This window comes from Spirillospora sp. NPDC000708 (genome assembly GCF_040299565.1).
Lineage (GTDB): Bacteria > Actinomycetota > Actinomycetes > Streptosporangiales > Streptosporangiaceae > Spirillospora.
Window position 1 is genome coordinate 1 of the sequence record NZ_JBEPCJ010000009.1, and the last position, 22,006, is coordinate 22,006.

Genomic DNA, 22,006 nt, shown 5'->3' on the forward strand with positions numbered 1-22,006 from the left:
GTCGCGGCGGACGAGGTCCTGGACGACCCGCGCGGCCTCGCCCGGCTGTTCGCCGAGGCGATGGACGCGGCGGCCGGCCGCGCGGGCGCCGCCGGCGCGGTGGACGTCACCGTGCAGGTCTGGGAGGCCGGCCACGGCGTCCCCGCGGAGGCCCGGCCCGCCGAGTGGGCGGGCTGGTGCTACCTCGCCGCGACCCCGGCGCCCGCCGCCCACGAGTCGGGATGCCTGGCGCTGGCCGACCCCCGGCCCGCCAGCGACCAGACGGCCGTGCCCGGCCTGCCCTGGGGCCGGGCGATCCTGGCCCGCCCCGCGCGCGGCGTCATGGTCGTCGCCCCCGGATGGCTCACCACCTCGGTCGTTCCCGTGGAGAACGGCCAGCGGCTCATCGTCGCGATCGCTGCTTCGGCCCGGTAACACCGCCGGACCGAACGTCCAGAAAGGAAACGCACCATGGCACAGCCCACCGAACGCGCCGCCACCAGCCTGCGGCTGGCCGGCCCGGCGCTCGGCCTCGGCCTCGAGGAGACCGACGTCGACGCCTACCTGGAGGCCGCCCGCTCCGGCGCCATCATCCCCGAGACCAGCTGCGACAAGGGGATGCAGGACAACCACGCGCTGCGCACCGCGACCAGGACCAGCCTCCCGGCCGCCGAGCTGCAGTCGGCCTGACCGGCCCGTTCTCCGACGGCCCCGGTCCCATCGCGCGACGATGGGACCGGGGCCCTCCCACGTCCGCCGCGCAGAGAGGTGACCACTGTGAACGCCGATCCAGGGAGCAGCCGGTGAGGACCACCCCGCACCTCCCCCGCCGACTGGCCGGGGCCTTCGCCCTGGCACGCGGGAACCCGGCATGGAGGCGCTACTTCGCGGCCCGCTGGGTCTCGGTGACCGGGTCGACGGTCGCGCCGATCGCCGCCGCCTACGCCGTGCTGGGCATCGGCGGCGGCGCCACCGGCATCGGCCTCGTCCTGGTGGGCGGCCCGATCGTGTTCATGGCGATGTCCCCGGTCGGCGGCGTCGTCGCGGACCGGTACCCGCGCCGGACGGTGCTGGCCTGCTGCCAGTACGCCAGCGCCGCCGTCCAGGGCACCGTGGCAGTCCTGGTGCTGACCGGGTCGGCGTCGGTGCCGTCGCTGGCGGCCTTGCAACTGCTCCAAGGCGCCATCGCGGCGTTCTTCGGCCCCGCCGCGCGGGGCCTGCTGCCGCAGCTGGTGGACAAGGAGGCGCTGCCCGACGCCAACGGCCTGGCGCAGATCTCGAACAACATGGTCGCGATCGGCGGGCCGCCGATCGCCGGCGTCGTGATCGCCTTCAGCGGCCCCGGCTGGGTGCTGGCGTGGGACGCGGCCTCGTTCCTGCTGTCGGGCCTGCTGTTCGGCGGCCTGGCGGTGCCGCCCGTCCGGCCGCGCCCCGCCGCCCGCTTCCGCACCGAGATCGCCGAGGGCTGGCGGGTGCTCGTCGGCCTGCGCTGGGTCGCGGCCATCGCGCTGCTCTCGGCGACGTCCTCGGGCCTGTGGGCGGCCTCGATCACCGTGCTCGGGCCGGTGTGGGCGGCCGACCGCTATGACGGGGCGGTGACCTGGGGGCTCTTCGGCAGCGCGCTGGGCGCGGGGCTCGCCGTGGGGTCGATCACCGCGGTGCTGGTCCGCCCGCAACGCCCCGGCCTGGTCTGCTGCCTGGTCATGCTGCCCGAGGCGGCGCTGCTGGGCGCCATGGCCGCGGGGCTGCCGTTCCCGCTGGTCGCCGCCGCCGCCGTGGTGTGCGGCGCCGGGGGCACGCTGGAACTGGTCGTGTACCAGTCGGCACTGGGCGCGTGGCTGCCCGAGGAGCACATCAGCCGCGTCCAGTCCTTCATCGCCCTCATCGGCACCGTCCTGGTGCCGGTCGCGATGGTCGGCGCGGGCCCCGCCGCCGAGCTGCTGGGCACGCCGGTCGTCCTCGGCGGCTGCGCGGCCGTCGCGCTGCTGGCCGCGGCCGCCGCGTACAGCATTCCCGACGTCCGCGCGCTGCGCGCCGCGCCCCGGCCCGTTCCGGTTCCGGTCACATCCGACCGGGCCGCGGACTGAACCCGGGCGGGATCGTCGCCGTGCCCTAGACGTCAGCGGTCTCGCACCGGGGGTAGGGCTGTGAGGACATCGCCAGGGCCGCGTCCGGTCGTCGCAAGCGACGGCGACCTGGACGACGGCGGTACGGAAACCGGGACGGCGGCCTTGCTGGCGGCCGAACACGCGCTGCTGGTGGACGGCGACCCGTGGACGGCCCGCGGCCGCTTCGCGGCGGCCTACCGCCAAGCGGAACGCGGCGGCGACCCGGAGATGCTGGCCCGCGCGGCGCTCGGCCTGGGCGGGCTCTGGGCGCAGGAGCAGCGCACCGTGGCGGACGCGGCGGCGACCCGGACCCGGCAACGCGCGGCGCTGGGCCGCCTGGACCCCCGGTCCGTGCTGGCGCTGCGCCTGCGCATCAGGCTGACCGCCGAGCAGGCGTACCGCACCGGAGAGCCCGGCCCGATGCTCGCGCGGGTCGCCGAGGCCCGCGCTTCCGGGGACGGCGTGGCGCGAGTGGAGGCTCTCACGCTGGCGCACTACTGCGCCATGGGCCCCGGGCACGGGCCGCTGCGGCTGGAGCTGGCCCAGGAGCTGATCGGCGAGGCGTCCGGGACGGGCCGTCCCGGCGACCTGCTGGTGGGTCTGCTGCTGCACACCGTCGACCTCTTCCTCGACGCCCACCCGCACGCCGCCCGCAGCCTGGCCGAGCTGCGGGAGCACCTCGCGATCCATGACCATCGAGCCGTCCGGGCCGTGGTGGAGGTGATCGAGGTGATGCTCGGCATCCGCGCGGGCCGGCTCGCGGCGGCCGGCGCCCTGGCCGACGAGCGGGCCGAGCGCGGCGCCACGGCCGCGGGCGTCAACGCCCGGGCGTGGTACGGCGGGCAGCTCGGCACGATCCGCTGGTTCCAGGGCCGCATCGCCGAACTCCGGCCCATGCTGTCGGACCTGGTGGACTCGCCCACTCTCAGCGAGACCGACTACTCCACGTACGCGTCCCTGGCGCTCGCCGCGGCCTCGGGAGGCGACCGCCCCCTGGCCACGAGCATGCTCGCCCGACTGAGCGGCCGCGGTCTGGCGGCCCTTCCGCAGGCGGCGACCTGGCTGCTGACGATGTACTGCGTGACCGAGACGGCCTGGCTGCTCAGGGACCCCGCGGTCGCGGCCGAGGCGGCGGCCCTGATGGCGCCGCACGCCCGCCTCCCGGTGATCGCGGGGCACGGGATCACCTGCCTGGGCTCGCTGCACCACTGCCTGGGGACGGCCGCGCTGACCACCGGCGACGCGGACGCCGCCGCCGGGCACCTGCGCGCGGCCCTCCAGGAGAACCTGTCGCTCGGGCACCGGCCCGCCACCGCGCTGTCGCGGGCCCGGCTCGCCCAGGCGCTCGCGCTCCCGGGCCGGTCGCAGGACCTGGCCGAAGCCGACGCGGAGCTGGCCGCAGCGGTGAAAGAGGCCGCGGAACTGCACATGCCGCTGCCGCCCGGCACCGAACGAGGCACCGTACGCCTCCAGGACGGCGCCGCTGGCGCACCCGGCGCACCCGGCCGAGCGGCGCCGGTGGTGTGCCGGCGCGACGGCAGGCGCTGGCACATCGAGCTGGGTGGGCGGACCGCAACCGTCGACCACTGCGTGGGCCTGGAGCACCTGGCGGTGCTGATGGCCAACCCGGGCCAGGAAATACCCGCGGTCGAACTCGCGGCCGGGCAGGGCGCGGCGAGCCCTGTTCCGGCAGGCCAGCCGCTGCTGGACGAGGCCGCGAAGCGCCAGTACAAGAAGCGGCTGGCCGAGTTGCAGGACCAGGCCGACCGTGCCGACCTGGCCGGCGATCCGGACCGCGCCGCAGAACTCCTGCGCGAGCGGGACTGGCTCATCGCGGAGCTGGCGTCGGCCACGGGTCTGGGCGGCCGAACGCGCCGGTTCGCCGACGACGAGGAACGAGCCCGGATCGCCGTCGGGAAGGCGATCCGGCGTGCCCTCGACCGCGTCGCCGCCGCCGACCCGGCCCTCGGTGCCGAGCTGCGCGCACACGTGCGGACCGGGTTGCGGTGCTGCTACCTCGGCCCCCGACCAGAACCGCGTCAGCGTGCGGCGCCCTGGCGGGCTCACCGTGACATGAGGCGCACCATCACCTGACGCCCGGCTCCTGTGCGGTCATCGCGCGGCGCCGCCCTCGGCGGGTTCCGTCTCGTCCGCGACCGCGGCGGGTGTGCTCTCGGGACCGCGAAGGGCGATGGAGAAGAACAGGACGCCCATGATGGCCGCGCCTGCCCACATGGCCTGCTGCCAGCCGTCGACGAAGGACTGCCGGGCCGCGTGGATCAGGTCCTGTGCGTGCGGACCTGCGCTGCCCGCCGCCTCGACGGCGTTGGCGACGCCTTGCCGGGCGGTGTCCGCGGCGCCCTGAGGGACGCCGTGCAGCCTCTCGTCGATGGCGTCGCGGTAGCCGGCGGACACGAGGGCGCCGAGCAGTGCGACGCCGAGCGCGGTGCCGAATTCGCGGGTGACGTCGTTGAGGGCGGAGGCGACGCCCTGCTTCTCGCGCGGCAGGGAGGCGGTGATGGCCTCCGTGGACGGGGTCATCGACAGGCCCATGCCGAGGCCCATGGCGAGCAGGCCGGGCAGGAGGGGCGGATAGCCGCCGCCGGCGGAGACGAACAGGGCCATGAGCGCCATGCCGGCGCCGGCCGCCCCGATGCCCACCGCCATGGTCGCGCGGGCGCCGATACGTCCGGCGAGCGCGGGGGCCAGGCCGGAGGCCGTCATCATCATGACGGCCATCGGCATCATCGCGACCGTGGACTGCAGGCCCGACCAGCCGAGCACGGCCTGGAAGAACGGGAAGAGGACCACGCCGATGCCCGCCTGGACGCCGAAGACCACCAGCAGCGTGATCGAGCCGCCGGCCAGGCCCCGCTTCCGGAACAGCCGCACGTCCAGCAGCGAGGCGTCGCGGCGGTGCAGCTCCCAGGCCACGAAGCCGATGGCGGCGATGAGGCCGACGGCGAGACCGATCAGCGTCGCGGGGGCGGTCCAGCCGCGTTCGGGGCCTTCCTGCAGGACGAAGATGAGCCCGACCACGGCGACCGCGGAGGCCGCCGCCCCGGCCGTGTCGAAACGGTGAGCGGAGGTTTCGCGGGAGTTGGGAACCGATGTCAGCGTCATGGCCAGCGCCGCGAGGACCAGGACCACCGGCAGGGCGAACAGCCAGCGCCAGTCGGCGACGTCGACGAGGAGCGCGGCCAGGAACATGCCCAGGACGCCGCCGCCTCCGGCGACACCGGTCCACACCCCGATCGCCTTGCCGCGCCGTTCTTCGGGGAAGGTCGAGGTGATGACGGCGAGCGTGATCGGCATGATCATCGCGGCGCCGGCGCCGCCGGCCACGCGCGCGGCGAGCATCACCTCCGCCGTCGGGGCCAGGCCCGCGACGACGGTGGCGATGCCGAAGACGCCCAGGCCGGCGACGAGCATGGGCTTGCGGCCCAGCCGGTCGCCCAGGGCGCCGAGCGGCAGCAGCAGCGCGGCCAGGGCGAGGGTGTAGACGTTGATGATCCACAGGATCGTGCTCTGGGAAGCGCCGAATTCCACGGCCATGTGGGTCTGCGCGACGTTGAGCCCGGTCACCGAGGCGATGACCGCCATCAGGGCGAGGGACACGGCGATCAGGATCGTGCGCAGCCGGCGCGCGTCGGGGACGTCTCCGCCGCCGGCCGGTGCGGCCTGCGCGGTCTGGTTCATGCTCATGGGTTCCTCTCGAAACGGGCGTGCCGAGTCGGCGCCGGAGCAGTGCCGGTCGCCGAGCGAAGGAAGAGGTCGGCGCCCGGGCATGGCCTCGGGCGTCGCGGACCGTCCGCAGACGACGCTAAGGCCGGCTTGCATTCCAGGCATACGATGTTGCCTATGACGCAAGAAGATGGAGATCTGGACAGCCTCGTACGCAAGCGCATCCGCGCCTTGAGGGTGGCGCAGGGCTGGTCCCTGGAGGAGCTGGCCGGCCGCGCGCACCTCAGCCAGTCGTCGCTGAGCCGCATCGAGAACGGCCGGCGCCGCCTCGCGCTGGACCAGCTGGTCACCCTCGCCCGCGCGCTGGACACCACGCTGGATCAGCTGGTGGAGACCGCCACCGACGACGTGGTCACCAGCCCGACGATCGACAGCGTCCACAACCAGATGCGCTGGACCATCAAGGCCAGCCCCGGGATGAGCGTGGTGCGGCAGCGCATGACCGAGCCACCTCACGAGAACCCGGCGCGCATGCGCGCTCACCCGGGGCACGAATGGCTCGTCGTCCTGTCCGGCACGGCGGTCCTCATGCTCGGCCACAGCCGCATCCGCCTCGAGACGAACCAGGCGGCCGAGTTCCCCACGATGACGCCGCACGCCATCGGAGCGGACTCGGGCCCTTGCGAGATCCTGGGCATCTTCGACCGCGACGCCCGCCGCGGCCACCAGCGCGACGCCGGCGGCGACAGCGCTCAGCGCGCTCCCGAATGATGGCGCGGGGCCACGTCACGGCCTGCGCAGCGGCGGCCTCTTGCGCCTCGGGCAGCGACAACGGCCAACGTCTTGCCTGTACGGCAAGGTTTTGTGCCGGAGACGCATGACCGTCTTAGTGTGAAGAGAATGAACCGACCACACACGCACGCCACCCACCATGGCCCTTCGCACGATCACCACCACGACCACGGATCCGACGGCCTGGCGGAGATCCTCGACCTGGACGCCGAGGTCCTCGCCGAACACACCGCGTCCATCACCGCATGGCTGCCGCTGCGGAGCAGCCCACGCCGCATCGTGGACCTGGGCTGCGGCACGGGCGCGGGGACCTTCGCCCTCCTCGACCGCTTCCCCGACGCGCACGTCACCGCCGTCGACGCGTCCGCCGAACACCTTCAGCGCCTGCGCACCAAGGCGCGCGCCCGCGGCGTCGACGAGCGCGTGCGCACCGTGCGGGCCGCCCTCGACGAAGCCGTCTGGCCCGACCTCGGCTCACCGGACCTGGTATGGGCGTCGGCCTCGATGCACCACATGGCGAACCCCGACCACGCGCTGCGCGCCGTCCACGACGCCCTCGCGCCCGGCGGCCTGTTCGCCGTCGTCGAGCTGGCCGGCCACCCCCGCTTCCTGCCCGAGAACGCTCCCGAGGGCAGGCCCGGTCTGGAAGAACGCGCCCACGCCGCCGCCGACCGCCTCCAAGCCGAGCACATGCCCCACCGCGGCGCCGACTGGGGCCCGATGCTGGCCGCAGCCGGCTTCACGGTCGAGGGCGAACGCACCATCACCGTGGACATCGCAGGCGCGCGGAGCGAGGTGATCGGCCGCTACGCCCTGAGTGTCCTGCGGCGGATCCGCGACGCCGTCGCCGACACGCTCTCCCCCGAGGACCTCACCGCGCTCGACCGGCTCCTCGACACCGGCGGCCCGCACGGCATCCTGCGCCGGGACGATCTGGCGGTGCGCACCGAGCGCACCGTCTGGGCGGCCCGCCGCGTCAGCCGCGCGGGAACGCGAGGCGGATAGGCGCGGCGGGTCACGGCCGCGAGCCGGAGGTCGGTGGGCCTTCCGGCGGCGGCTCGTGATCGGTCTGTGCTGGGCGTCCTGGTGCACGCCGGTGCCGCCGCCCATGCCGACCTGCGGACCGCCGATCCGGCCACCGCCACCGTCACCGGTATCGCCGCCTGCTGGGGCTTCCTGCACGCGGGACGGTTCGCCGCCGTCTACAAGGCCGTCTACGGAGGGCCGTGAGCGCGTCGAACTGCCAGGCCGACAGGAGGTGGCCGGAGCGTTCACGACGGACCGGGTCCAGGAGAACCGGTCGAGAGGTGGGGAGGGGAGCCTCAGGCGCGGCGGAGGGTCCGCAGGCCCTGGTCGGGCCGCCAGAGATCCATGACCATGGCGGGGCCCTCGATCCGGGTGAGGACGACCTCAGCGATGTCCGCCGTGAAGAAGTGGGACTCGCTGAAGGAGTCCGGGGCCAGCCCTCGCGCGGTCAGCATCGCGCCGATCCGCTCGCGGTCGGCGACCTCCACCGCGCAGCCGGTCACCTTCGCGTCGCCCGGCGCCGTCGCGGGGTCGTCGGCGCTCAGGATGACCGGCGGCCCGTGCAGCGCGAAGCGCGGGTCGCGCTGCAGGTCCCGGGCCTTCAGCGCGCCGGGCATCGACCCGAACCACAGGTCGTCCCCGACGAAGTACGCCTCGATGCCGCTGACCCGCGGCGTACCGTCCTTCCGCAGCGTCGCCAGGGTCTTGTGCTTGTGCGCCTCGAAAGCGTCCCTGACCTGGGCGGCGAACTCCGGCGCCGATTCGGTGACCTCATGCCAGCGGGCCAACGAGCCCTCCCATCCATCGCATCCGTCACAGGAGGCGCCCAGCCTGCCATCCGGGTCCGACAATCCGACGCGGGGCGCTCCCCCCGCACGGCATGCCGGCCCGATTCGCGTCTTCCCCTCGGCTCGGATAAGACGCGCACAAGCATTTCCTTGGCGAAAATCGCCGATAAGTGTGCGGCAGGTCCACGCAAGCCGACCCGGCTGCTCATGAAATTCGGCCGAGGCCATTCGACGGCATTACCAGAAGCCCTGCCGCCGCACTCAGAGGCTCACCGGGAATCCCGCGGGCATGAGATGACCCACTCAGTTCAGGCGGGGCCTGGAGGAGAGGTGCTCGCCGACCTGGTTGACCAGGAGGGTCATCTCGTAGCTGATCTGGGCGGGGTCGACGTCGGCGCTGCTCAGCACGGTCAGCGACGCGCCCTCGCCGGCCGCGGTGACGAAGAGGAAGGCGTCGCTCATCTCGATGATCGTCTGATGGACCTCGTTCGCGCCGAACTGGAGCCGCGCGCCTCGCGCGAGGCTCTGCAGCCCGGCGGCCAGGGCGGACAGGTGTTCGGCGTCGTCGGGGGTGATGCCGGAGGACGCCCCCATCAGCAGGCCGTCCGCGGACTGCACGACGGCCCTGGTCACCTGGGGTACGCGTTTGACGAACCCGTCGATCAGCCAGTCCAGCCGGTCGGTCGACGCGTCGCGCGGTGTCATGTGGCTTCTCCTCCTGGGCGGTTGACGCGGTGACATCGTGCCACCCGGCGCACCCGCCCTCAGCCAAATCCACCAGAGTGTGAAATATGACCCGAAAACGCCGCGCAAGATCAAAGTGATGGCTATGGTGTCACGGACCTCGTCCCGACCGGACCGTCACCGACGCTTGAGAGAAACGAACATGAATGAGCTGAACAGCCGCGTCCGCCCCGCTCACCTCCGTTGCGGCCAGTGAGGGCCGCGCGCCGGCGCTCGTTCCGGTTGTCGCTGTACGGCATGCTCGTCGTCCCGGTCGTCTCGCTGATCACGCTGTGGGTCTTCGCGGCGCAGAGCACCGCGTCCGAAGCACTCCACCAGCGCAACATCGACACCGCCAACGAGGTCTACGGCGACGCCGTGCAGCCGATGCTGGTGACCGTCGCCCAGGAGCGCCAGGAGTCGGTGGTGTGGCTGGCCGGCCGCGGCCGGCTGCCGCGCACGTCGCTGGACGCCGTCCGCAAGAAGGTCGACGGGACGATCGTCCAGATGAACAAGGCCGCGGACTCCGGCAGGTTCCGCGGCACCCTGACCGGGCCGATGAAGCAGCGGCTGTCGGTGCTGATCGGCAAGCTCAACACGATCGCGAAGGTCCGCGGCGAGGTCGACTCCGGCGCGCTGACCAAGCTCGACGCGTTCAACGCCTACAACGACATCATCGACTCCCACTTCCGGTTCATCTACCTGCTGGTCGCCGACAACGGCTACCAGCAGGCGTACCACCTGACCGGCATGTCGCGGGCGATCGAGCTGAGCGGCCGGGAGGCGACGCTCGTCGGCGGCGTCCTCGTCGGCGGCGGCAAGATGACCCCCGCCGAGTACGCCGCGATCAACCAGCTGGTGTACGAGCGGCGCTACCTGGAGACGACGAGCCTGTCGGACTTCACGCCCGCCAACGGCGCCCCCTTCCGGCAGGCGCTGGCCTCCCCGCCGGCCACCGCCTTCACCTCGGTGGAGGACCGCATCCTCGCGGCCGGTCCCAAGGGCCGGCTGACGATCCCGCCCGCCACCTGGGAGCAGGAGTCGAAGGGGTTCATCGGCGCGCTGGACGGCGCGCTGCTGAAGTCCCGGACCGTGCTGGCCGGCGACGCCAAGAAGACCTCGGACCGGACGCTGTGGAGGCTCGGCCTCGTCGGGGGCCTCGGGCTGGTCGCGGTCCTGCTGACGCTGTTCCTCGTGATCCGGTTCGCCCGCCGCATCGGCCGCGACCTGCTCGGCCTGCAGAGCGCCGCGCGGACGCTGGCGGAGGAGCGGCTGCCGGGCCTGGTCGGCAGGCTCAGCCGCGGGGACGAGGTGGACGTGGCGGTCGAGGCGCCGCCGCTCGAGGTCGGCAAGACGGCCGAGGTGGCCAACGTCGCCGACGCGTTCTCCAGCGTCCAGCGCACCGCGGTCGCGGCCGCCGTCGGCCAGGCCGACCTGCGCAAGGCGGTCAACCAGGTGTTCCAGAACATGGCCCGGCGCAACCAGTCGCTGCTGCACCGCCAGCTGGCCATGCTCGACACGCTGGAGCGCAAGGCGTCCGACCCGGAGGCGCTCGCCGACCTGTTCGCCATCGACCACCTGACCACCCGCATGCGGCGGCAGGCCGAGGGCCTGGTCATCCTGTCCGGCGCCGCGCCCGGCCGCGGCTGGCGCCACCCCGTCGGCATCGTGGACGTGCTGCGCGGCGCCGTCGGCGAGATCGAGGACTACTCCCGCGTGGACGTGGTGACCTCGGCGCAGGAGGGGATCGTCGGCGCCGCGGTCGCCGACGTCATCCACCTGATGGCCGAGCTGATCGAGAACGCCGCCGCCTTCTCGCCGCCGAACACGCCGGTCGAGGTGGACGCCGGGCTCGTCGGGCAGGGCTTCGTGGTGGAGATCCAGGACCGCGGCCTCGGCATGGCGCCCGAGAAGCTCGCGGCCATCAACCGGCGGCTGTCCCGCGAGCCGGAGTTCGACCTGGCCGACGGCGACCAGCTCGGGCTGTTCGTGGTCACCAGCCTGGCGTACCGGCACGGGATCAGGGTGGTGCTGGAGCCGAACGCCTACGGCGGCATCAAGACGATCGTGCTGCTGCCGCACTCGCTCGTGGTCCCCGCGGACAGGATCGGCCGGGACGCTTCCGAGGACGCCCGCGCCGCGGACGCGCCCGGCGCGGACCCCGCCCACGCGAACGCCCCGGCCATGGCGGCCGCCCACCCCGGGCCGCAGGACCCGGGCGCCTACCCGGCGCAGCCCGCCGCAGGGACCGGCGGGTTCACCGGAACCGGCCCATTGCCCGTCACCGGAACCGGCCCCGTGCCCGTCACGGGTACCGGCCCCATTTCGGTCACCGGGACCGGGCCCCTGCCGGTCGCCGGGCACGTCCCGCCGGGCCACGCGCAGGACTCCGGCGGACGGCACCGGTTCGGCGGAGAGGAGCCGGGCCCCGGAGAGGGACCGTCCGCTCCCCCGCCCGCCGCCCCGCCGCCTCCCGGACCGGTGCCGGACGCGCCGGGCTCGCAGATCGGCGGCACCCACGCGGGCATGCCGCGCCGCGTCCGCCGCGCCAATCTCGCGCCGCAGTTGCGCGACACGCCCCCGTCCCCCCGCGACAGCGGCGAGCAGCAGCGGCCGCCGGGACGCGGCACCGGGCGCTCGCCGGAGCGCGCCCGCTCGGTCATGACGTCCATGCAGAGCGGATGGCGGCGCGGACGGGTCGAGACGTCCGGGCCCATCCGGCCCGACGAGGGTGAGGAGAACCGATGACGCCGGCGCCGATGACGGACCGGGAAGTGCAGCGGCTGCTCGACGACATGGTGCTGCGCGCCGGCCCGGTGCGCGGCGCGGTCGTCCTGTCCAACGACGGGCTGCTGGTGGCGTCCTCCACCCGGTTCGGCCGGGAGAACTCCGAGCACCTGTCCGCGCTGGTCGCGGGCGTCCAGGGCCTCGCGCGCGGGGCGTGCCGCAGGTTCGGCGGCGGGCGGCTGCTGCAGACCTTCATCGAGATGGACACCTACCTGGTGTTCATGGTGCCGGCCGGGGAGCACGCGTGCCTCGCCCTGGTCGGCCCGCCGCACGCGGACGCCGGCACGATCGCCTACGAGATGACCGAACTCGCCGAGCGGATCGCCGAGCGGCCCCCGGCGATCGCCCGGCTGTCGGGTCCGAGTACGAGATGAGACCCCGGTGAGCAGCGACCGCTGGCTTGACGACGACGCGGGGCCGGTCGTGCGGCCCTACACCGTCACCCGGGGCAGGACCCGGTTCCGCGAGGACGGCCTCGACCTGATCTCCGTGCTGGAGGCGACGGGCGTCCCGGTGTCGCGGCGGATGCGGCTGGACCCCGAGCACCGCACCCTGCTGGCCCTGTGCCGCCGCCCGATCACGTTCGCCGACCTGACCTCCGAGATCGACCTGCCCGTCGGGGTCGTCCGCGTCCTGGTCGACGACCTGCGCGACGAGAACCTGCTCAGGGCGCTGCGGCCGACCAGCACCGGCGACATCCCTGACGAGCTCGTACTAAGGAAACTGCTCAATGGACTACGTGCACTCTGACGCCGCCGTCCGTGACCCGGCCCCGGCCGGCGGCCGGCGGCCGATCGCCGCGAAGATCCTCGTCGCGGGCGGGTTCGGGGTCGGCAAGACCACGATGGTCGGTTCGATCAGCGAGATCCGGCCGCTGCGCACCGAGGAGATCCTCACCGACCGGAGCGTCGGCGTCGACGACACCAGCGGCGTCGACGGGAAGATCAGCACCACCGTGGCGATGGACTTCGGCCGCATCACGCTCCCCGACGACCTGGTGCTCTACCTGTTCGGGACGCCCGGCCAGCACCGGTTCTGGTTCATGTGGGACGAGCTGGCGCTCGGCGCGCTCGGCGCGGTGGTGCTCGCCGACGTGCGCCGCCTCGCCGACAGCTTCGCCGCGGTCGACTACTTCGAGGACCGCCGCACCCCCTTCGTCGTCGCGGTGAACTGCTTCGACGGCGCCGAGCGCAAGGACCCCGAGGACGTCCGCATCGCGCTGGACCTCGAGGACCGCGTGCCGCTGCTGATGTGCGACGTGCGCGACCGGGAGTCGGCGAAGCGCGTGCTGATCACCGTGGTCGAGCACGTCCTGGCCCAGACCGCGGCCCGCTCCTGAGCGACCGCGCCCGGCGGGACCGTCCCGCCCCGTGTACCGGACGGGCGGCGATCCGCCGCCCGGTCTTCCCCTGGAGAAGGAGAGCGACATGAGTGAAGTGCTCGAAGGCAAGTCCGCGCTGATCACCGGTGCCGCGCAGGGCATCGGTGCCGCGACGGCGCGCCTGTTCGCCGCGCGCGGCGCGCGCGTGGTGGTCGCCGACGTCAACGAGGAGGGCGGCAAGGAGACCGTCGCCGCGATCGAGGCGGACGGCGGCGAGGCGGTCTTCGTCCGGGCCGACATCACCTCCGGGGCCGACGTCGAGGCGGCGGTCGCCGCCGCCGTGCGCTCCTTCGGCCGTCTCGACTGCGCGGTCAACAACGCGGGTATCGAGGAGCAGGGCTCGGCGCTGCACGAGATCACCGAGGAGGCGTGGGACAAGCTCGTCGCGGTGAACCTCAAGGGCGTGTGGCTGTCCATGAAGTACGAGATCCGGCAGATGCTCGCGCAGGGCGGCGGCACGATCGTCAACATGGCGTCCGTGGCCGGGCTGGTGGGCCTGCCGCTCGGCATCTCGGACTACTCGGCGACCAAGGGCGGCGTCGTGTCGATGACCCGCACCGCCGCCATCGAGTATGTGAAGCAGGGCATCCGGATCAACGCGGTCTGCCCCGGGGTGGTCCGCACCGCGCTGCTCGCCCAGGCGATCCAGGGCGGCATGTTCACCGAGGAGCAGGCGGCGGCGCTGCACCCGTCGGGCGTCCTGATCGACCCGGAGGACGTCGCCGAGACGTTCGCCTTCCTGTGCTCGGACGCGTCCCGGCACATCACGGGCCAGTCGATCGCCGTCGACTGCGGCATGTCCGCCGGCTGACCGGCGGCGGGCTCCGGGTTCAGGCACGTCGCCCGCCGTCGATCGACATCGCGATCCCGGTGACGTAGGTCGCGGCGTCCGAGCAGAGCCAGACCGCCGCGGCCGCCACCTCCTCCGGTGCGGCCAGCCGCCCGAGCGGGGTGGCCGCCGCCTGCCGCTCGATGATGTCCGTCCCGGCCGCCCATCTCTCGAACCCGGGGGTGAGGGTCGGGCCCGGGCAGACGGCGTTGACCCGGATGCCGTCGGCCGCGTAGTCCACCGCGGCGACCTTGGTGAGCCCGACGATGCCGTGCTTGGCGGCGACGTATGCGGGAGCGTTCGGGATCGCGGCGAGGCCGCCGTTGGAGGCCACGTTCACGATCGCACCGCCGCCTTTGAGCAGGGGCAGTTCGTACTTCATGCACAGGAACGTTCCCGACAGGTTGACGCGGACGACGCGCTCGAACTCGTCCAGGGTCATCTGGTCGAGCGGCCTGCGGGACGACATGCCGGCGTTGTTGACGGCGTAGTCGAGACGGCCGTAGGCCGTGACCGTGCGTTCGACGGCCGCCCGCACGGAGCGTTCGTCGGCGATGTCGACGGTGGAGGCGACGGCCTGCCCGCCGGCCTTCTCGATCATCTCGGCGGTCTCGGCGGCCGTGCCCTCGTCGATGTCGAGCACGGCGACCGCGGCGCCGTTCCCGGCGAGCGCGATCGCCGTGGCGCGGCCGATGCCGCTGCCGGCGCCGGTGACCAGTCCCGCCTTCCCGGAGAGGTCGATCATGCCGCTCCCCCGTCCAGCCCCAGGACGCGGCGGGCGTTCAGGTGGGCGATCTTCTCCTTGACGGCGGCCGGCAGGTCGGCCTTCTCCACGGAGGCGACCGCGGCGGCCGTCTCTTCGAAGGGGTAGTCGATCGAGAACATGACGGCGTCCTCGCCGGCGGTCAGGACGGCCGCCTGGACGGCCTCCGGTGCGAGGACACCGCTCGTCGTCAGGAGGATGTTGCTCCCGATATAGGCCGAAGGCATGCGTTCCAGCGGTTCCTCCACGTTCAGCGTGGCGTAGCGGCTGTCGAGCCGCGATTTCTGGAACGGCAGGAACTCGCCGAGGTGACCGAGGATCAGCGTCGCCTCGGGGTGCCGGTCGAAGACTCCGGCGTACACCAGCCGCATGGCGTGGCCACCGGTCTCGGCCTGCCAGCTCCAGCTGGCGCCGTACATCTCCGGCCTGCCGGCCATGACCCGCCAGTCGTCCAGCGGTACGGAGCCGGGGTGCAGGTAGAGCGGCACCCCGAGTTCCTCGAAGGCACTCCACAGCTCGTCGTAGGAAGGGTCGTCCAGGTAGCGGCCGTGGGTGTGGTCGTTGACCAGCGCGCCGCGGAATCCCAGCTCGCGGACCGCGCGGGTCAGCTCGGCCACGGCCGCGTCCGGGTCCTGGGTCGGCAGCGCCGCGAACCCCTGGAACCGGGCGGGGTGTGCGGCGACCACCTCCGCGAGGAAGTCGTTGGCGAAACGCGCGTTGTCGCGCGCCGCGGCGGGATCGGTGTCGGCCTGGATCCCCGGGACGGTCAGCGACAGCACCTGGACGTCGATGCCATTGGCGTCCATGTCGGGCAGCCGGTGCCGCTCGAAGTCGACGAGGGTGCGGCCGCACATCTGGGCGTAGTCGCTCGTCACGCGGATGCGCATCTCGGCGGCGGGCTGCCGTGCGGCGAGCTCGGGAATCGCGAACGCCTCTTCGAGGGCGATGTAGGTCATTGATGGTGCTCCCTTCCGTGGAGGGTCAGTTGGAGGCGGTGCGGCGGCGGACGATGGTGGCCAGCGAGACCGCGACGACCAGGGCGGTGCCGTAGAAGACGTTCTCGATCCAGCCGCTGTATCCGAGCAGTTGGAGGCCGAGGATGCCGGTGGCGAGGAAGTAGATGGCCACGAGCGTGCCGATCGGGTTGAACCGGCCCGGACGGACCGCCGCCGTGCCGAGGAACACCGCGGCGAACGCCGGCAGCAGGTAGGTCCCGGACGACGTCGGGTCGAAGCCGCCGATCGAGGCGACCAGCACGACGCCGCCGAGGCCGGCGAGGGTGCTGCCGGCGACGAAGGAGCCGATCCGGATCGCGTCGACGGGGACTCCGGCCAGCCTGGCCACCTCCCGGTTGGCGCCGACGAAGGTCATGTGGCGGCCCAGCGGTGTGAAGGTGAGGACGTACCCGATCGCCAACGCGAGTGCGATGCCGTAGTAGAAGCTGACCGGCAGGCCGAGGATCTCGTAGAGCGCGAGGTCGCTGAACCTCACCGAGAGGCCGGAGACGGTGGTCTGGGACGAGGCGAGCGAGGCGAGGCCGAGCAGCAGGGTGGAGCTGCCGAGCGTCACGATCAGTGCCTGGACGCCGACCTTGACGATCAGCAGGCCGTTGACCAGGCCGGAGAGCGAGGCGCACAGGACGGCCGCCGCGCAGGCGAGGGGGAGGCTCCAGTGGTGCAGCACGGCCAGCACCGGCACGAGGGTCGCGGACAGCCCCATCGTGGAGGCGATGGACAGGTCCAGCTCGCCCACGACGAACGTCATCATCGCGGCGAGCGCCAGGAAGACCAGCGCCTGCTGGGAGGCGAAGACGCTGTGGAAGGTGCTCGCCTGCAGGAACTTGCCCGGCATCAGGGCGGCGTACAGGGCGCACATCAGCGCCCAGAAGCCGACGATGGCGTACCTGCTGGTGAAGCGTCGCCAGTCGAAGGCCTCGCGGGAGAGGGCCGGGACGGATTCCGCGCGGGGTTCGCGGCCCCGGACATCGGTCTGCGGCATGGTCACGCCTTTCTGGGCGGCGGGGCGGTGGCGAGGCGGCCGGCGTAGACGGCCTCGACGATCGCGTCCTCGCCGGGCCGGAGGAGTTCGGCGACGACGCGGCCGGCGCCGAACACCAGGACCCGGTCGCAGACCGCCGCGAGGTCGGCCGGCTGGATGGAGGCGAGGAGGACGGCGACCCCGTCCCCCGCCGTGGTGGAGATGGCGTGGAGGATGTCCTCGCGCGCCCCGACGTCGACGGCCTGCGTCGGCTCGTGCAGCACCAGCAGGCGCGGCCGGCCGGTGAGCCACTTGCCGAGCATGACCTTCTGCTGGTTGCCGCCGCTGAGCTGCCCGACCGGCCGGGCACGGTCCGGGGGGCGCACCCCCAGCCGCTCGATGACCTGGTCGGCTTCGCTCCGCTGCCAGGCGAGGCCGGTCCACCACGGGCGGCCTTTCCGGCGCACCCTGGGCAGCGTGATGTTCTCGGTCACCGAGAGTCCGAGCGCCAGCCCGTCATCGATCCGGTGTTCGGGAATGAACGCGATTCCGGCGTCGATGCAGCGCCTGCTCGTCGCGCCGCGCAGGTCCAGCCGCCGCTCCCCCAGCCGGACGGTCCCGGCGGCGCGGCCGCGGGCACCGGTGATCAGGTAGGGCAGCTCGTCCCAGCCGGATCCCGCGACGCCCGTCACCCCGAGCACCTCGCCGGGGCGGACGTCGAGGTCGAGGTCGCGCACCACCGTGCCGGTCACTCCGCTGATCCGCACGGGCGGCGGTCCGTCCGCGATCGCGGTGCGGGCGTGCACCCGCCGCTCGATGTCGCGGCCCAGCATCCGGCGGGCGAGCTCGCGCTCGGTGGTGGACGCGGTCTCCACGGTGCCGTCCACCACGGCGCCGTCGCGCAGCACCGTGACCCGGTCGGTGAGCAGCATCACCTCCTCGAGGTTGTGGGAGATCAGCAGCGCCGACCCTCCGGCGGCGGCCACGCCGCGCAGCGTGCGGTAGAAGTCCTCCAGCGCGTCCTTGGGCAGCGCCCTGGTGGCCTCGTCCAGGACGATCACGCCGCTGCCCTCGCGCTGGTCGCGCAGGGCCCGCGCGATCGCCACGATCGAGCGGTCGGCCGGCCCGAGGCCGCCCACCATCGCGGACGGTGCGATGGAACGGGCTTCGAGCCGCTCCAGGATCTCGGCCGCGATGCGCTCCTCGCGCCGCCAGTCGATCGGCCGGGCCCAGCCGCGGGTGTGGAAGCCGCCCACCGCGATGTTCTCGGCCACCGACTTGCCCGGAACCAGGCCGAGGTCCTGGTGCACGATCGTGATCCCGGCCTCGCGCAGGTCGCGCAGCCGCGTCGGCGAGCCGAGCCGCCTGCCCGCCACGGCGATCCGGCTGCCGCGGTCGGGGGTGTGGAGACCGGCGAGGATCTTCACCAGCGTCGACTTGCCGGAGCCGTTCTGGCCGACGACGCCGTGGATCTCGCCTCGCCGTACCGTGAGGTCGACCTGGTGCAGGGCTCTGACGGTGCCGAAGGACTTGCTGAGCGAACGCAGTTCGAGCGGCGGGGCCGCCGGCGTCATTTCGCGCTCCACAGGCCGGCGAACGCCTGCTTGTAGCCGGTGGAGCCGAACCACTGGCCGCCGGCCTCGGCGGCTGCGGTCAGGTCGAGGCCGTCGACGTTCTGCTTGGTGAACACGCGGTTGAGGACCGGGTACGCCTTGGGCGGCGCCTGCCCGGCCAGCATGCGGAACACCGAGTCGGCCATCGTCCAGGCCAGGTACGGCGGGTTGGTGCCGGCCATCGCGAGCAGCCGCGGGTTCGATTTCACCTGCTGCACCGAAGCCAGTACGTCTCCGCTGCTGGAGACCTTGACCGAACGGGTCTTGCCGGCGGCCTGGATGCCGGAGACGGCCGCCGCGAGGTAGGTGTCGGTCTGGGGGACCACGTAGCCGATGCCGGGATCGCGGACCAGGGCGCTGCTCACAAGCGACGGGATGGTGCTCATGATGCCGAGGTTGACGCCCTTCACCGTGACGACGCAGCGCGGGCAGGCCGTCTTGAAGTAGTCGAGGGCGTGCCGCCCTTGGGCCTGGATCGCGGTCGAGGCGTTCAGCTGGAGGAAGAGGACGTGCGCCTTCCCGTCGGAATCGGCGATCACGGCGTCCGCCTCGCCCTCCACCGCGTCGAAGCCGTAGGGCTCGGGGTCGCCGAACGCGAACGCCTTGGACGTCGCGACTCCCCGCGGCTGCTCGGCGCCGGCGATGAGGACGGGGATGCCGGCCGAGCGAAGCTTCTCGTAAGCCGTCGATGCCAGCTCGTAGGGGATGTAGTCGGTGATGACGGCCGCCGGCCTCTGCTGCACCGCCTGGCCCAGGCAGGCGCCGAACCCGCTCGGGTTGCCCTGGCCGTCGCAGGTGTGGAGGCGGGCGCCGACCTTGGCCAACGCCTCCTCGAGGTTCTTCTGGACGAAGGGGAAGTGGCCGGCCTTGAGCGCGATCGGCACGTAGAAGACGGTCTTGCCGGCGACCTTGGACGTGTCGACGGGATCGCCGAGGTCCGGCGCTCCCGGGACGGGCCGCGACAGCTTCTCCAGATGCGCCTTGGCGGCCTTGGCCGCGCCGGAGGAGGCGCTGCCCGAGGCGTCCGATGACGCCCCGGAGGCGCCACAGGCGCTGAGTGCGAGCCCGGCCGCCAGGGCCAGCCCGGCCGCGAGGCTCCGGACCGGCCGGCGCTGCCCGGCGAAGGACGTGTTCATGCGGGTTCTTCCTGTTCCTCGATCCGGTGGACGTGCGGCCGGGGAGCTGCTCGGAGCGGGGCGAGCACGACGCGGGTGCGCACCTTCTGGGCGGCGATCGCCTCCATGAGCGGGCGCCCGCCGGTGTCGGCGAGCGTGACCAGCAGGTCGCCGCCGCCGTCGAGGCAGCAGGCGATGGGCAGTTCCGGCGAGGTGTCGATGGACTCCACCAGTTCGCCGTCCCGGACGCGGACCACGCGGCACCCCGAGGTGGTCGCCGCCCAGACACCACCGCCGGCGGCGGGCCAGATGCCGTCCGGGCGGGCGTCCGGCCCCGCCAGGGCCGCGATGTCGGCGTACGGCCGCGGAGCGCCGAGCAGGCCGTCCTCCCCGACGGTGAACGCGACGAGCCGCTGCCGCAGCGTCTCGGCGACCACGAGGGTCCGGCCGCCGTCGACCAGCGCCATGCCGTTGGGGAACTCGACCTGCTCCGCGGCCACCGAAGCCGTGCCGTCCGGCCGGACGAGGATGATCCGCCCCGGACGCGGCGCCTCTCCCCTGGCCGCGTCGAAGCCGACGTCGTCCACGTACAGATTGCCGGCGTCGTCGCCCACGACATCGCCCAGCGGCCCTACGCCGAGATGTCCGAGGTCGGCGTAGGGCGACCAGCCCGAACCGGTCCATACGCCGAGCCGGTGCGCGGACATGAGCGCGCCGACGAGGCGGCCGTCGGGCAGGAACCACAGCCCGTTCGACACAGGGGAGGTGTCCGTGGGCGTCCAGGAGCCGCTCGCGTCGGTCCACAGCCGCGACCCTTGGGTGTCGGAGAGCCAGAGAGCGCCCTCGTGCCAGCGCGGGCCTTCGCCCCACCGCATACCGGCGGCGTACTCCCGCAGGAGGCTCATGCCGTGACCCCGGCACGCAGCACCCGGCCGGCCAGCGCGCGGGTGGCCTCCTCCAGATCGGAGGTGCCGGCCGCCAGGGCATGGACATAGCGGTCAGGACGGACCAGCGCGACGGCAGCGCCGTGCGACGCCAGCCAGGCGGCGTAGTCGTGTCCGCCGCCCGGCAGCACGACCGCGTCCAGGCGCCGCCACAGGGCCCGCGTGGCGTCGTCGACACCGGCGATCACGCCGTCCGCGCCGACGACCGCGAAGCGGTAGCCCGTGACGTCGTCGAGGCGGGCCCCGTCGCCGTCGCGGGGCTGCGGTGCGAGCTGCCCGATGGCCCCCGCCGGCTCGTCGACCAGACCCGGGCCGAGCAGCGGCCGATGGCGCTCCAGCACCTGGGGCGCACCCGCCGGCGGCGGTACGTGGCCGTGGCCGAAGTCCTCGATCATGTTCGCCTGGCGCGCGGACTCCACGATGTAGGGGGTCACGTGCGGCGCGCGCTCGCTCTCGTAGGTGTCCAGCAGGGACTCGGACGCCTGGCCGCGCACCACCATCGCGAGCTTCCACGCCAGGTTCATCGCGTCGCGCAGACCCGAGCACAGGCCCTGGCCGAGCATGGGCGGCATCGTGTGGGCGGCGTCGCCGGCCACGAGCACGCGCCCGTTCCGCCATCCGTGCACCAGATGGGCGTGCCACTGATAGGCGTCGGTACGAGTGATCCGGTAGCTTCCCGGCGCGAGCCAGGGCGAGAGCAGCTCGTAGACCGAGTCGGGCCGCTCCATCTCATGGACGTCGTGATGATCGCCGAGCATGAACTCGAACCGCAGCAGCGGCGGGAAGAGCGGGCAGTAGGTGACGGGCAGGTCCTTCGCGCACCGGATGAAGCCCGTCGTCCTCGGCAGGCCGTCTGGGTGCTCGAACGGGTGGACGTCGATGATGAGCGACGTCTGCGTGCCGTGCAGGTCCTCGACCTCCATCCCCATGGCGTGCTGCACGAACGAGCCCGCGCCGTCCGCCCCGACGGCGTAGGAACCGCGGATCTCCTGGACACGGCCCGTGTCCCGCTCCTGGAGCCGCAGTGTCACCTGGTGGTCGTCCTGGTCGACGCCGGTCGCCTCCCAGCCGAGCCACAGCGCCGCGCCCTCGCCTCCGGCGAGCAGTCCGCGGAGGCGGGACTCGATGTCGGGCTGATGCGACTGGTAGTCCGTCGCCCAGCCCTGGTCGGACTCGGCGTCCGGGTGGGAGAACTCGAGGAAGGGGACACCGTCGGCGTCCTCGAGGATCCAGCCGCTCTGGCGCAGGTAGTCCTTCTCGAAGTCGGCGGCACCGAGCGTCTGCAAGGTCCGCATGGTCTCGTCGTCCAGGTGGGTGGCACGCGGGTGCTGGCACACGATGCGCTGCGGGTCGACCACCGCGACGGTGACGCCGCGCAGGGCGAGGAGGCGGGCGGCGGCCAGGCCGACCGGGCCCGCTCCCACGACGACGACGTCGTAGGAGTCGGGGCGCGTTGCTGGTACGAACACGGAGGGTCTCCTGATCTGGGCGAACCGG

Annotated in this window: 22 protein-coding genes; 12 read left to right on the forward strand and 10 right to left on the reverse strand. The window is 73.2% G+C overall.

What is annotated here, in order from left to right; translation table 11 throughout:
- From ABT299_RS09165 to ABT299_RS09180, 4 genes are all read left to right on the forward strand, one after another.
- The coding region (locus ABT299_RS09165; RefSeq protein ID WP_500250297.1) for a hypothetical protein at window positions 1-414 on the forward strand (414 nt) is incomplete at its 5' end.
- A 36-nt stretch (window positions 415-450) separates the two neighbouring features.
- Window positions 451-669 (forward strand): hypothetical protein, encoded by a 219-nt coding sequence (locus ABT299_RS09170; protein WP_190853079.1) that lies wholly within the window; start codon window positions 451-453, stop codon window positions 667-669.
- Between the two features lie 113 nt (window positions 670-782).
- Window positions 783-2,066: an MFS transporter gene (locus ABT299_RS09175; RefSeq protein WP_500250298.1), complete on the forward strand. Its 1,284-nt coding sequence runs from the start codon at window positions 783-785 to the stop codon at window positions 2,064-2,066.
- 60 nt (window positions 2,067-2,126) lie between these two features.
- The gene (locus tag ABT299_RS09180; RefSeq protein WP_500250299.1) at window positions 2,127-4,181 is read left to right on the forward strand and encodes a hypothetical protein; all 2,055 of its coding nucleotides are present in this window, start codon (window positions 2,127-2,129) and stop codon (window positions 4,179-4,181) included.
- A gap of 18 nt (window positions 4,182-4,199) precedes the next feature.
- Here ABT299_RS09180 and ABT299_RS09185 read toward each other — a convergent pair whose 3' ends face one another.
- A complete protein-coding gene (locus tag ABT299_RS09185) occupies window positions 4,200-5,792 on the reverse strand; it encodes an MFS transporter (protein ID WP_500250300.1) in 1,593 nt (530 codons plus the stop codon).
- 156 nt (window positions 5,793-5,948) lie between these two features.
- Between ABT299_RS09185 and ABT299_RS09190 the strand changes: the two genes are divergently transcribed.
- The 3 genes from ABT299_RS09190 (at window position 5,949) to ABT299_RS09200 (ending at window position 7,793) form a co-directional block, all read left to right on the forward strand.
- Window positions 5,949-6,542 carry a helix-turn-helix domain-containing protein gene (locus tag ABT299_RS09190; protein WP_500250301.1) on the forward strand — a complete coding sequence of 198 codons (594 nt, stop codon included), beginning with the start codon at window positions 5,949-5,951 and terminating at the stop codon, window positions 6,540-6,542.
- A gap of 129 nt (window positions 6,543-6,671) precedes the next feature.
- Window positions 6,672-7,568: a class I SAM-dependent methyltransferase gene (locus tag ABT299_RS09195; RefSeq protein WP_500250302.1), complete on the forward strand. Its 897-nt coding sequence runs from the start codon at window positions 6,672-6,674 to the stop codon at window positions 7,566-7,568.
- A 66-nt stretch (window positions 7,569-7,634) separates the two neighbouring features.
- Window positions 7,635-7,793, forward strand: coding sequence for a helix-turn-helix transcriptional regulator (locus ABT299_RS09200; RefSeq protein ID WP_500250303.1), 159 nt, complete (start codon window positions 7,635-7,637; stop codon window positions 7,791-7,793).
- Window positions 7,794-7,885: 92 nt separating this feature from the next.
- Here the strand turns inward: ABT299_RS09200 and ABT299_RS09205 are convergent, their stop codons facing one another.
- Window positions 7,886-8,377, reverse strand: coding sequence for a pyridoxamine 5'-phosphate oxidase family protein (locus ABT299_RS09205; protein WP_500250304.1), 492 nt, complete (start codon window positions 8,375-8,377; stop codon window positions 7,886-7,888).
- Between the two features lie 303 nt (window positions 8,378-8,680).
- On the reverse strand, window positions 8,681-9,082 hold the full coding sequence (locus ABT299_RS09210) for a roadblock/LC7 domain-containing protein (RefSeq protein WP_190853094.1): 402 nt from the start codon (window positions 9,080-9,082) through the stop codon (window positions 8,681-8,683).
- 231 nt (window positions 9,083-9,313) lie between these two features.
- Between ABT299_RS09210 and ABT299_RS09215 the strand changes: the two genes are divergently transcribed.
- From ABT299_RS09215 to ABT299_RS09235, 5 genes are all read left to right on the forward strand, one after another.
- Complete coding sequence (locus ABT299_RS09215; RefSeq protein WP_500250305.1) at window positions 9,314-11,848, forward strand: sensor histidine kinase; 2,535 nt, start codon at window positions 9,314-9,316, stop codon at window positions 11,846-11,848.
- Entirely contained in the window at window positions 11,845-12,261 is a 417-nt protein-coding gene (locus ABT299_RS09220; RefSeq protein WP_190853098.1) for a roadblock/LC7 domain-containing protein, read from the forward strand. Before ABT299_RS09215 ends, ABT299_RS09220 begins: the two co-directional genes overlap by 4 nt.
- Before the next feature lie 7 nt (window positions 12,262-12,268).
- Window positions 12,269-12,637, forward strand: coding sequence for a DUF742 domain-containing protein (locus tag ABT299_RS09225; RefSeq protein ID WP_190853100.1), 369 nt, complete (start codon window positions 12,269-12,271; stop codon window positions 12,635-12,637).
- Window positions 12,618-13,226, forward strand: a complete 609-nt coding sequence (locus tag ABT299_RS09230; protein WP_190853102.1) for a GTP-binding protein — start codon at window positions 12,618-12,620, stop codon at window positions 13,224-13,226. Before ABT299_RS09225 ends, ABT299_RS09230 begins: the two co-directional genes overlap by 20 nt.
- Before the next feature lie 88 nt (window positions 13,227-13,314).
- Window positions 13,315-14,079: a glucose 1-dehydrogenase gene (locus ABT299_RS09235; RefSeq protein WP_387025292.1), complete on the forward strand. Its 765-nt coding sequence runs from the start codon at window positions 13,315-13,317 to the stop codon at window positions 14,077-14,079.
- Between the two features lie 19 nt (window positions 14,080-14,098).
- Here ABT299_RS09235 and ABT299_RS09240 read toward each other — a convergent pair whose 3' ends face one another.
- From ABT299_RS09240 to ABT299_RS09270, 7 genes are read right to left on the reverse strand one after another with little or no spacing between them, the layout of a single operon-like run.
- The gene (locus ABT299_RS09240) at window positions 14,099-14,842 is read right to left on the reverse strand and encodes an SDR family NAD(P)-dependent oxidoreductase (RefSeq protein WP_387025290.1); all 744 of its coding nucleotides are present in this window, start codon (window positions 14,840-14,842) and stop codon (window positions 14,099-14,101) included.
- Window positions 14,839-15,816: an amidohydrolase family protein gene (locus ABT299_RS09245; RefSeq protein ID WP_500250306.1), complete on the reverse strand. Its 978-nt coding sequence runs from the start codon at window positions 15,814-15,816 to the stop codon at window positions 14,839-14,841. Before ABT299_RS09245 ends, ABT299_RS09240 begins: the two co-directional genes overlap by 4 nt.
- 25 nt (window positions 15,817-15,841) lie before the next feature.
- Window positions 15,842-16,858 (reverse strand): ABC transporter permease, encoded by a 1,017-nt coding sequence (locus ABT299_RS09250; protein WP_387025286.1) that lies wholly within the window; start codon window positions 16,856-16,858, stop codon window positions 15,842-15,844.
- A gap of 2 nt (window positions 16,859-16,860) precedes the next feature.
- Window positions 16,861-18,411, reverse strand: a complete 1,551-nt coding sequence (locus tag ABT299_RS09255) for a sugar ABC transporter ATP-binding protein (RefSeq protein ID WP_500250307.1) — start codon at window positions 18,409-18,411, stop codon at window positions 16,861-16,863.
- Window positions 18,408-19,586 (reverse strand): sugar ABC transporter substrate-binding protein, encoded by a 1,179-nt coding sequence (locus ABT299_RS09260; RefSeq protein ID WP_387025282.1) that lies wholly within the window; start codon window positions 19,584-19,586, stop codon window positions 18,408-18,410. Before ABT299_RS09260 ends, ABT299_RS09255 begins: the two co-directional genes overlap by 4 nt.
- Window positions 19,583-20,470, reverse strand: coding sequence for an SMP-30/gluconolactonase/LRE family protein (locus tag ABT299_RS09265; RefSeq protein ID WP_500250308.1), 888 nt, complete (start codon window positions 20,468-20,470; stop codon window positions 19,583-19,585). Before ABT299_RS09265 ends, ABT299_RS09260 begins: the two co-directional genes overlap by 4 nt.
- A complete protein-coding gene (locus ABT299_RS09270; protein ID WP_500250309.1) occupies window positions 20,467-21,978 on the reverse strand; it encodes a bifunctional 3-(3-hydroxy-phenyl)propionate/3-hydroxycinnamic acid hydroxylase in 1,512 nt (503 codons plus the stop codon). Before ABT299_RS09270 ends, ABT299_RS09265 begins: the two co-directional genes overlap by 4 nt.
- Between the last annotated feature and the right edge of the window lie 28 nt (window positions 21,979-22,006).

Excerpts from the sequence above, each read along its gene's own strand:
- ABT299_RS09170 (WP_190853079.1), top strand. The coding sequence starts at position 451 with ATGGCACAGCCCACCGAACGCGCCGCCACCAGCCTGCGGCTGGCCGGC.
- ABT299_RS09185 (WP_500250300.1), bottom strand. The coding sequence starts at position 5,792 with ATGAGCATGAACCAGACCGCGCAGGCCGCACCGGCCGGCGGCGGAGAC.
- ABT299_RS09190 (WP_500250301.1), top strand. The coding sequence starts at position 5,949 with ATGACGCAAGAAGATGGAGATCTGGACAGCCTCGTACGCAAGCGCATC.
- ABT299_RS09195 (WP_500250302.1), top strand. The coding sequence starts at position 6,672 with ATGAACCGACCACACACGCACGCCACCCACCATGGCCCTTCGCACGAT.
- ABT299_RS09210 (WP_190853094.1), bottom strand. The coding sequence starts at position 9,082 with ATGACACCGCGCGACGCGTCGACCGACCGGCTGGACTGGCTGATCGAC.
- ABT299_RS09220 (WP_190853098.1), top strand. The coding sequence starts at position 11,845 with ATGACGCCGGCGCCGATGACGGACCGGGAAGTGCAGCGGCTGCTCGAC.
- ABT299_RS09230 (WP_190853102.1), top strand. The coding sequence starts at position 12,618 with ATGGACTACGTGCACTCTGACGCCGCCGTCCGTGACCCGGCCCCGGCC.
- ABT299_RS09235 (WP_387025292.1), top strand. The coding sequence starts at position 13,315 with ATGAGTGAAGTGCTCGAAGGCAAGTCCGCGCTGATCACCGGTGCCGCG.
- ABT299_RS09240 (WP_387025290.1), bottom strand. The coding sequence starts at position 14,842 with ATGATCGACCTCTCCGGGAAGGCGGGACTGGTCACCGGCGCCGGCAGC.
- ABT299_RS09245 (WP_500250306.1), bottom strand. The coding sequence starts at position 15,816 with ATGACCTACATCGCCCTCGAAGAGGCGTTCGCGATTCCCGAGCTCGCC.
- ABT299_RS09250 (WP_387025286.1), bottom strand. The coding sequence starts at position 16,858 with ATGCCGCAGACCGATGTCCGGGGCCGCGAACCCCGCGCGGAATCCGTC.
- ABT299_RS09255 (WP_500250307.1), bottom strand. The coding sequence starts at position 18,411 with ATGACGCCGGCGGCCCCGCCGCTCGAACTGCGTTCGCTCAGCAAGTCC.
- ABT299_RS09260 (WP_387025282.1), bottom strand. The coding sequence starts at position 19,586 with ATGAACACGTCCTTCGCCGGGCAGCGCCGGCCGGTCCGGAGCCTCGCG.
- ABT299_RS09265 (WP_500250308.1), bottom strand. The coding sequence starts at position 20,470 with ATGAGCCTCCTGCGGGAGTACGCCGCCGGTATGCGGTGGGGCGAAGGC.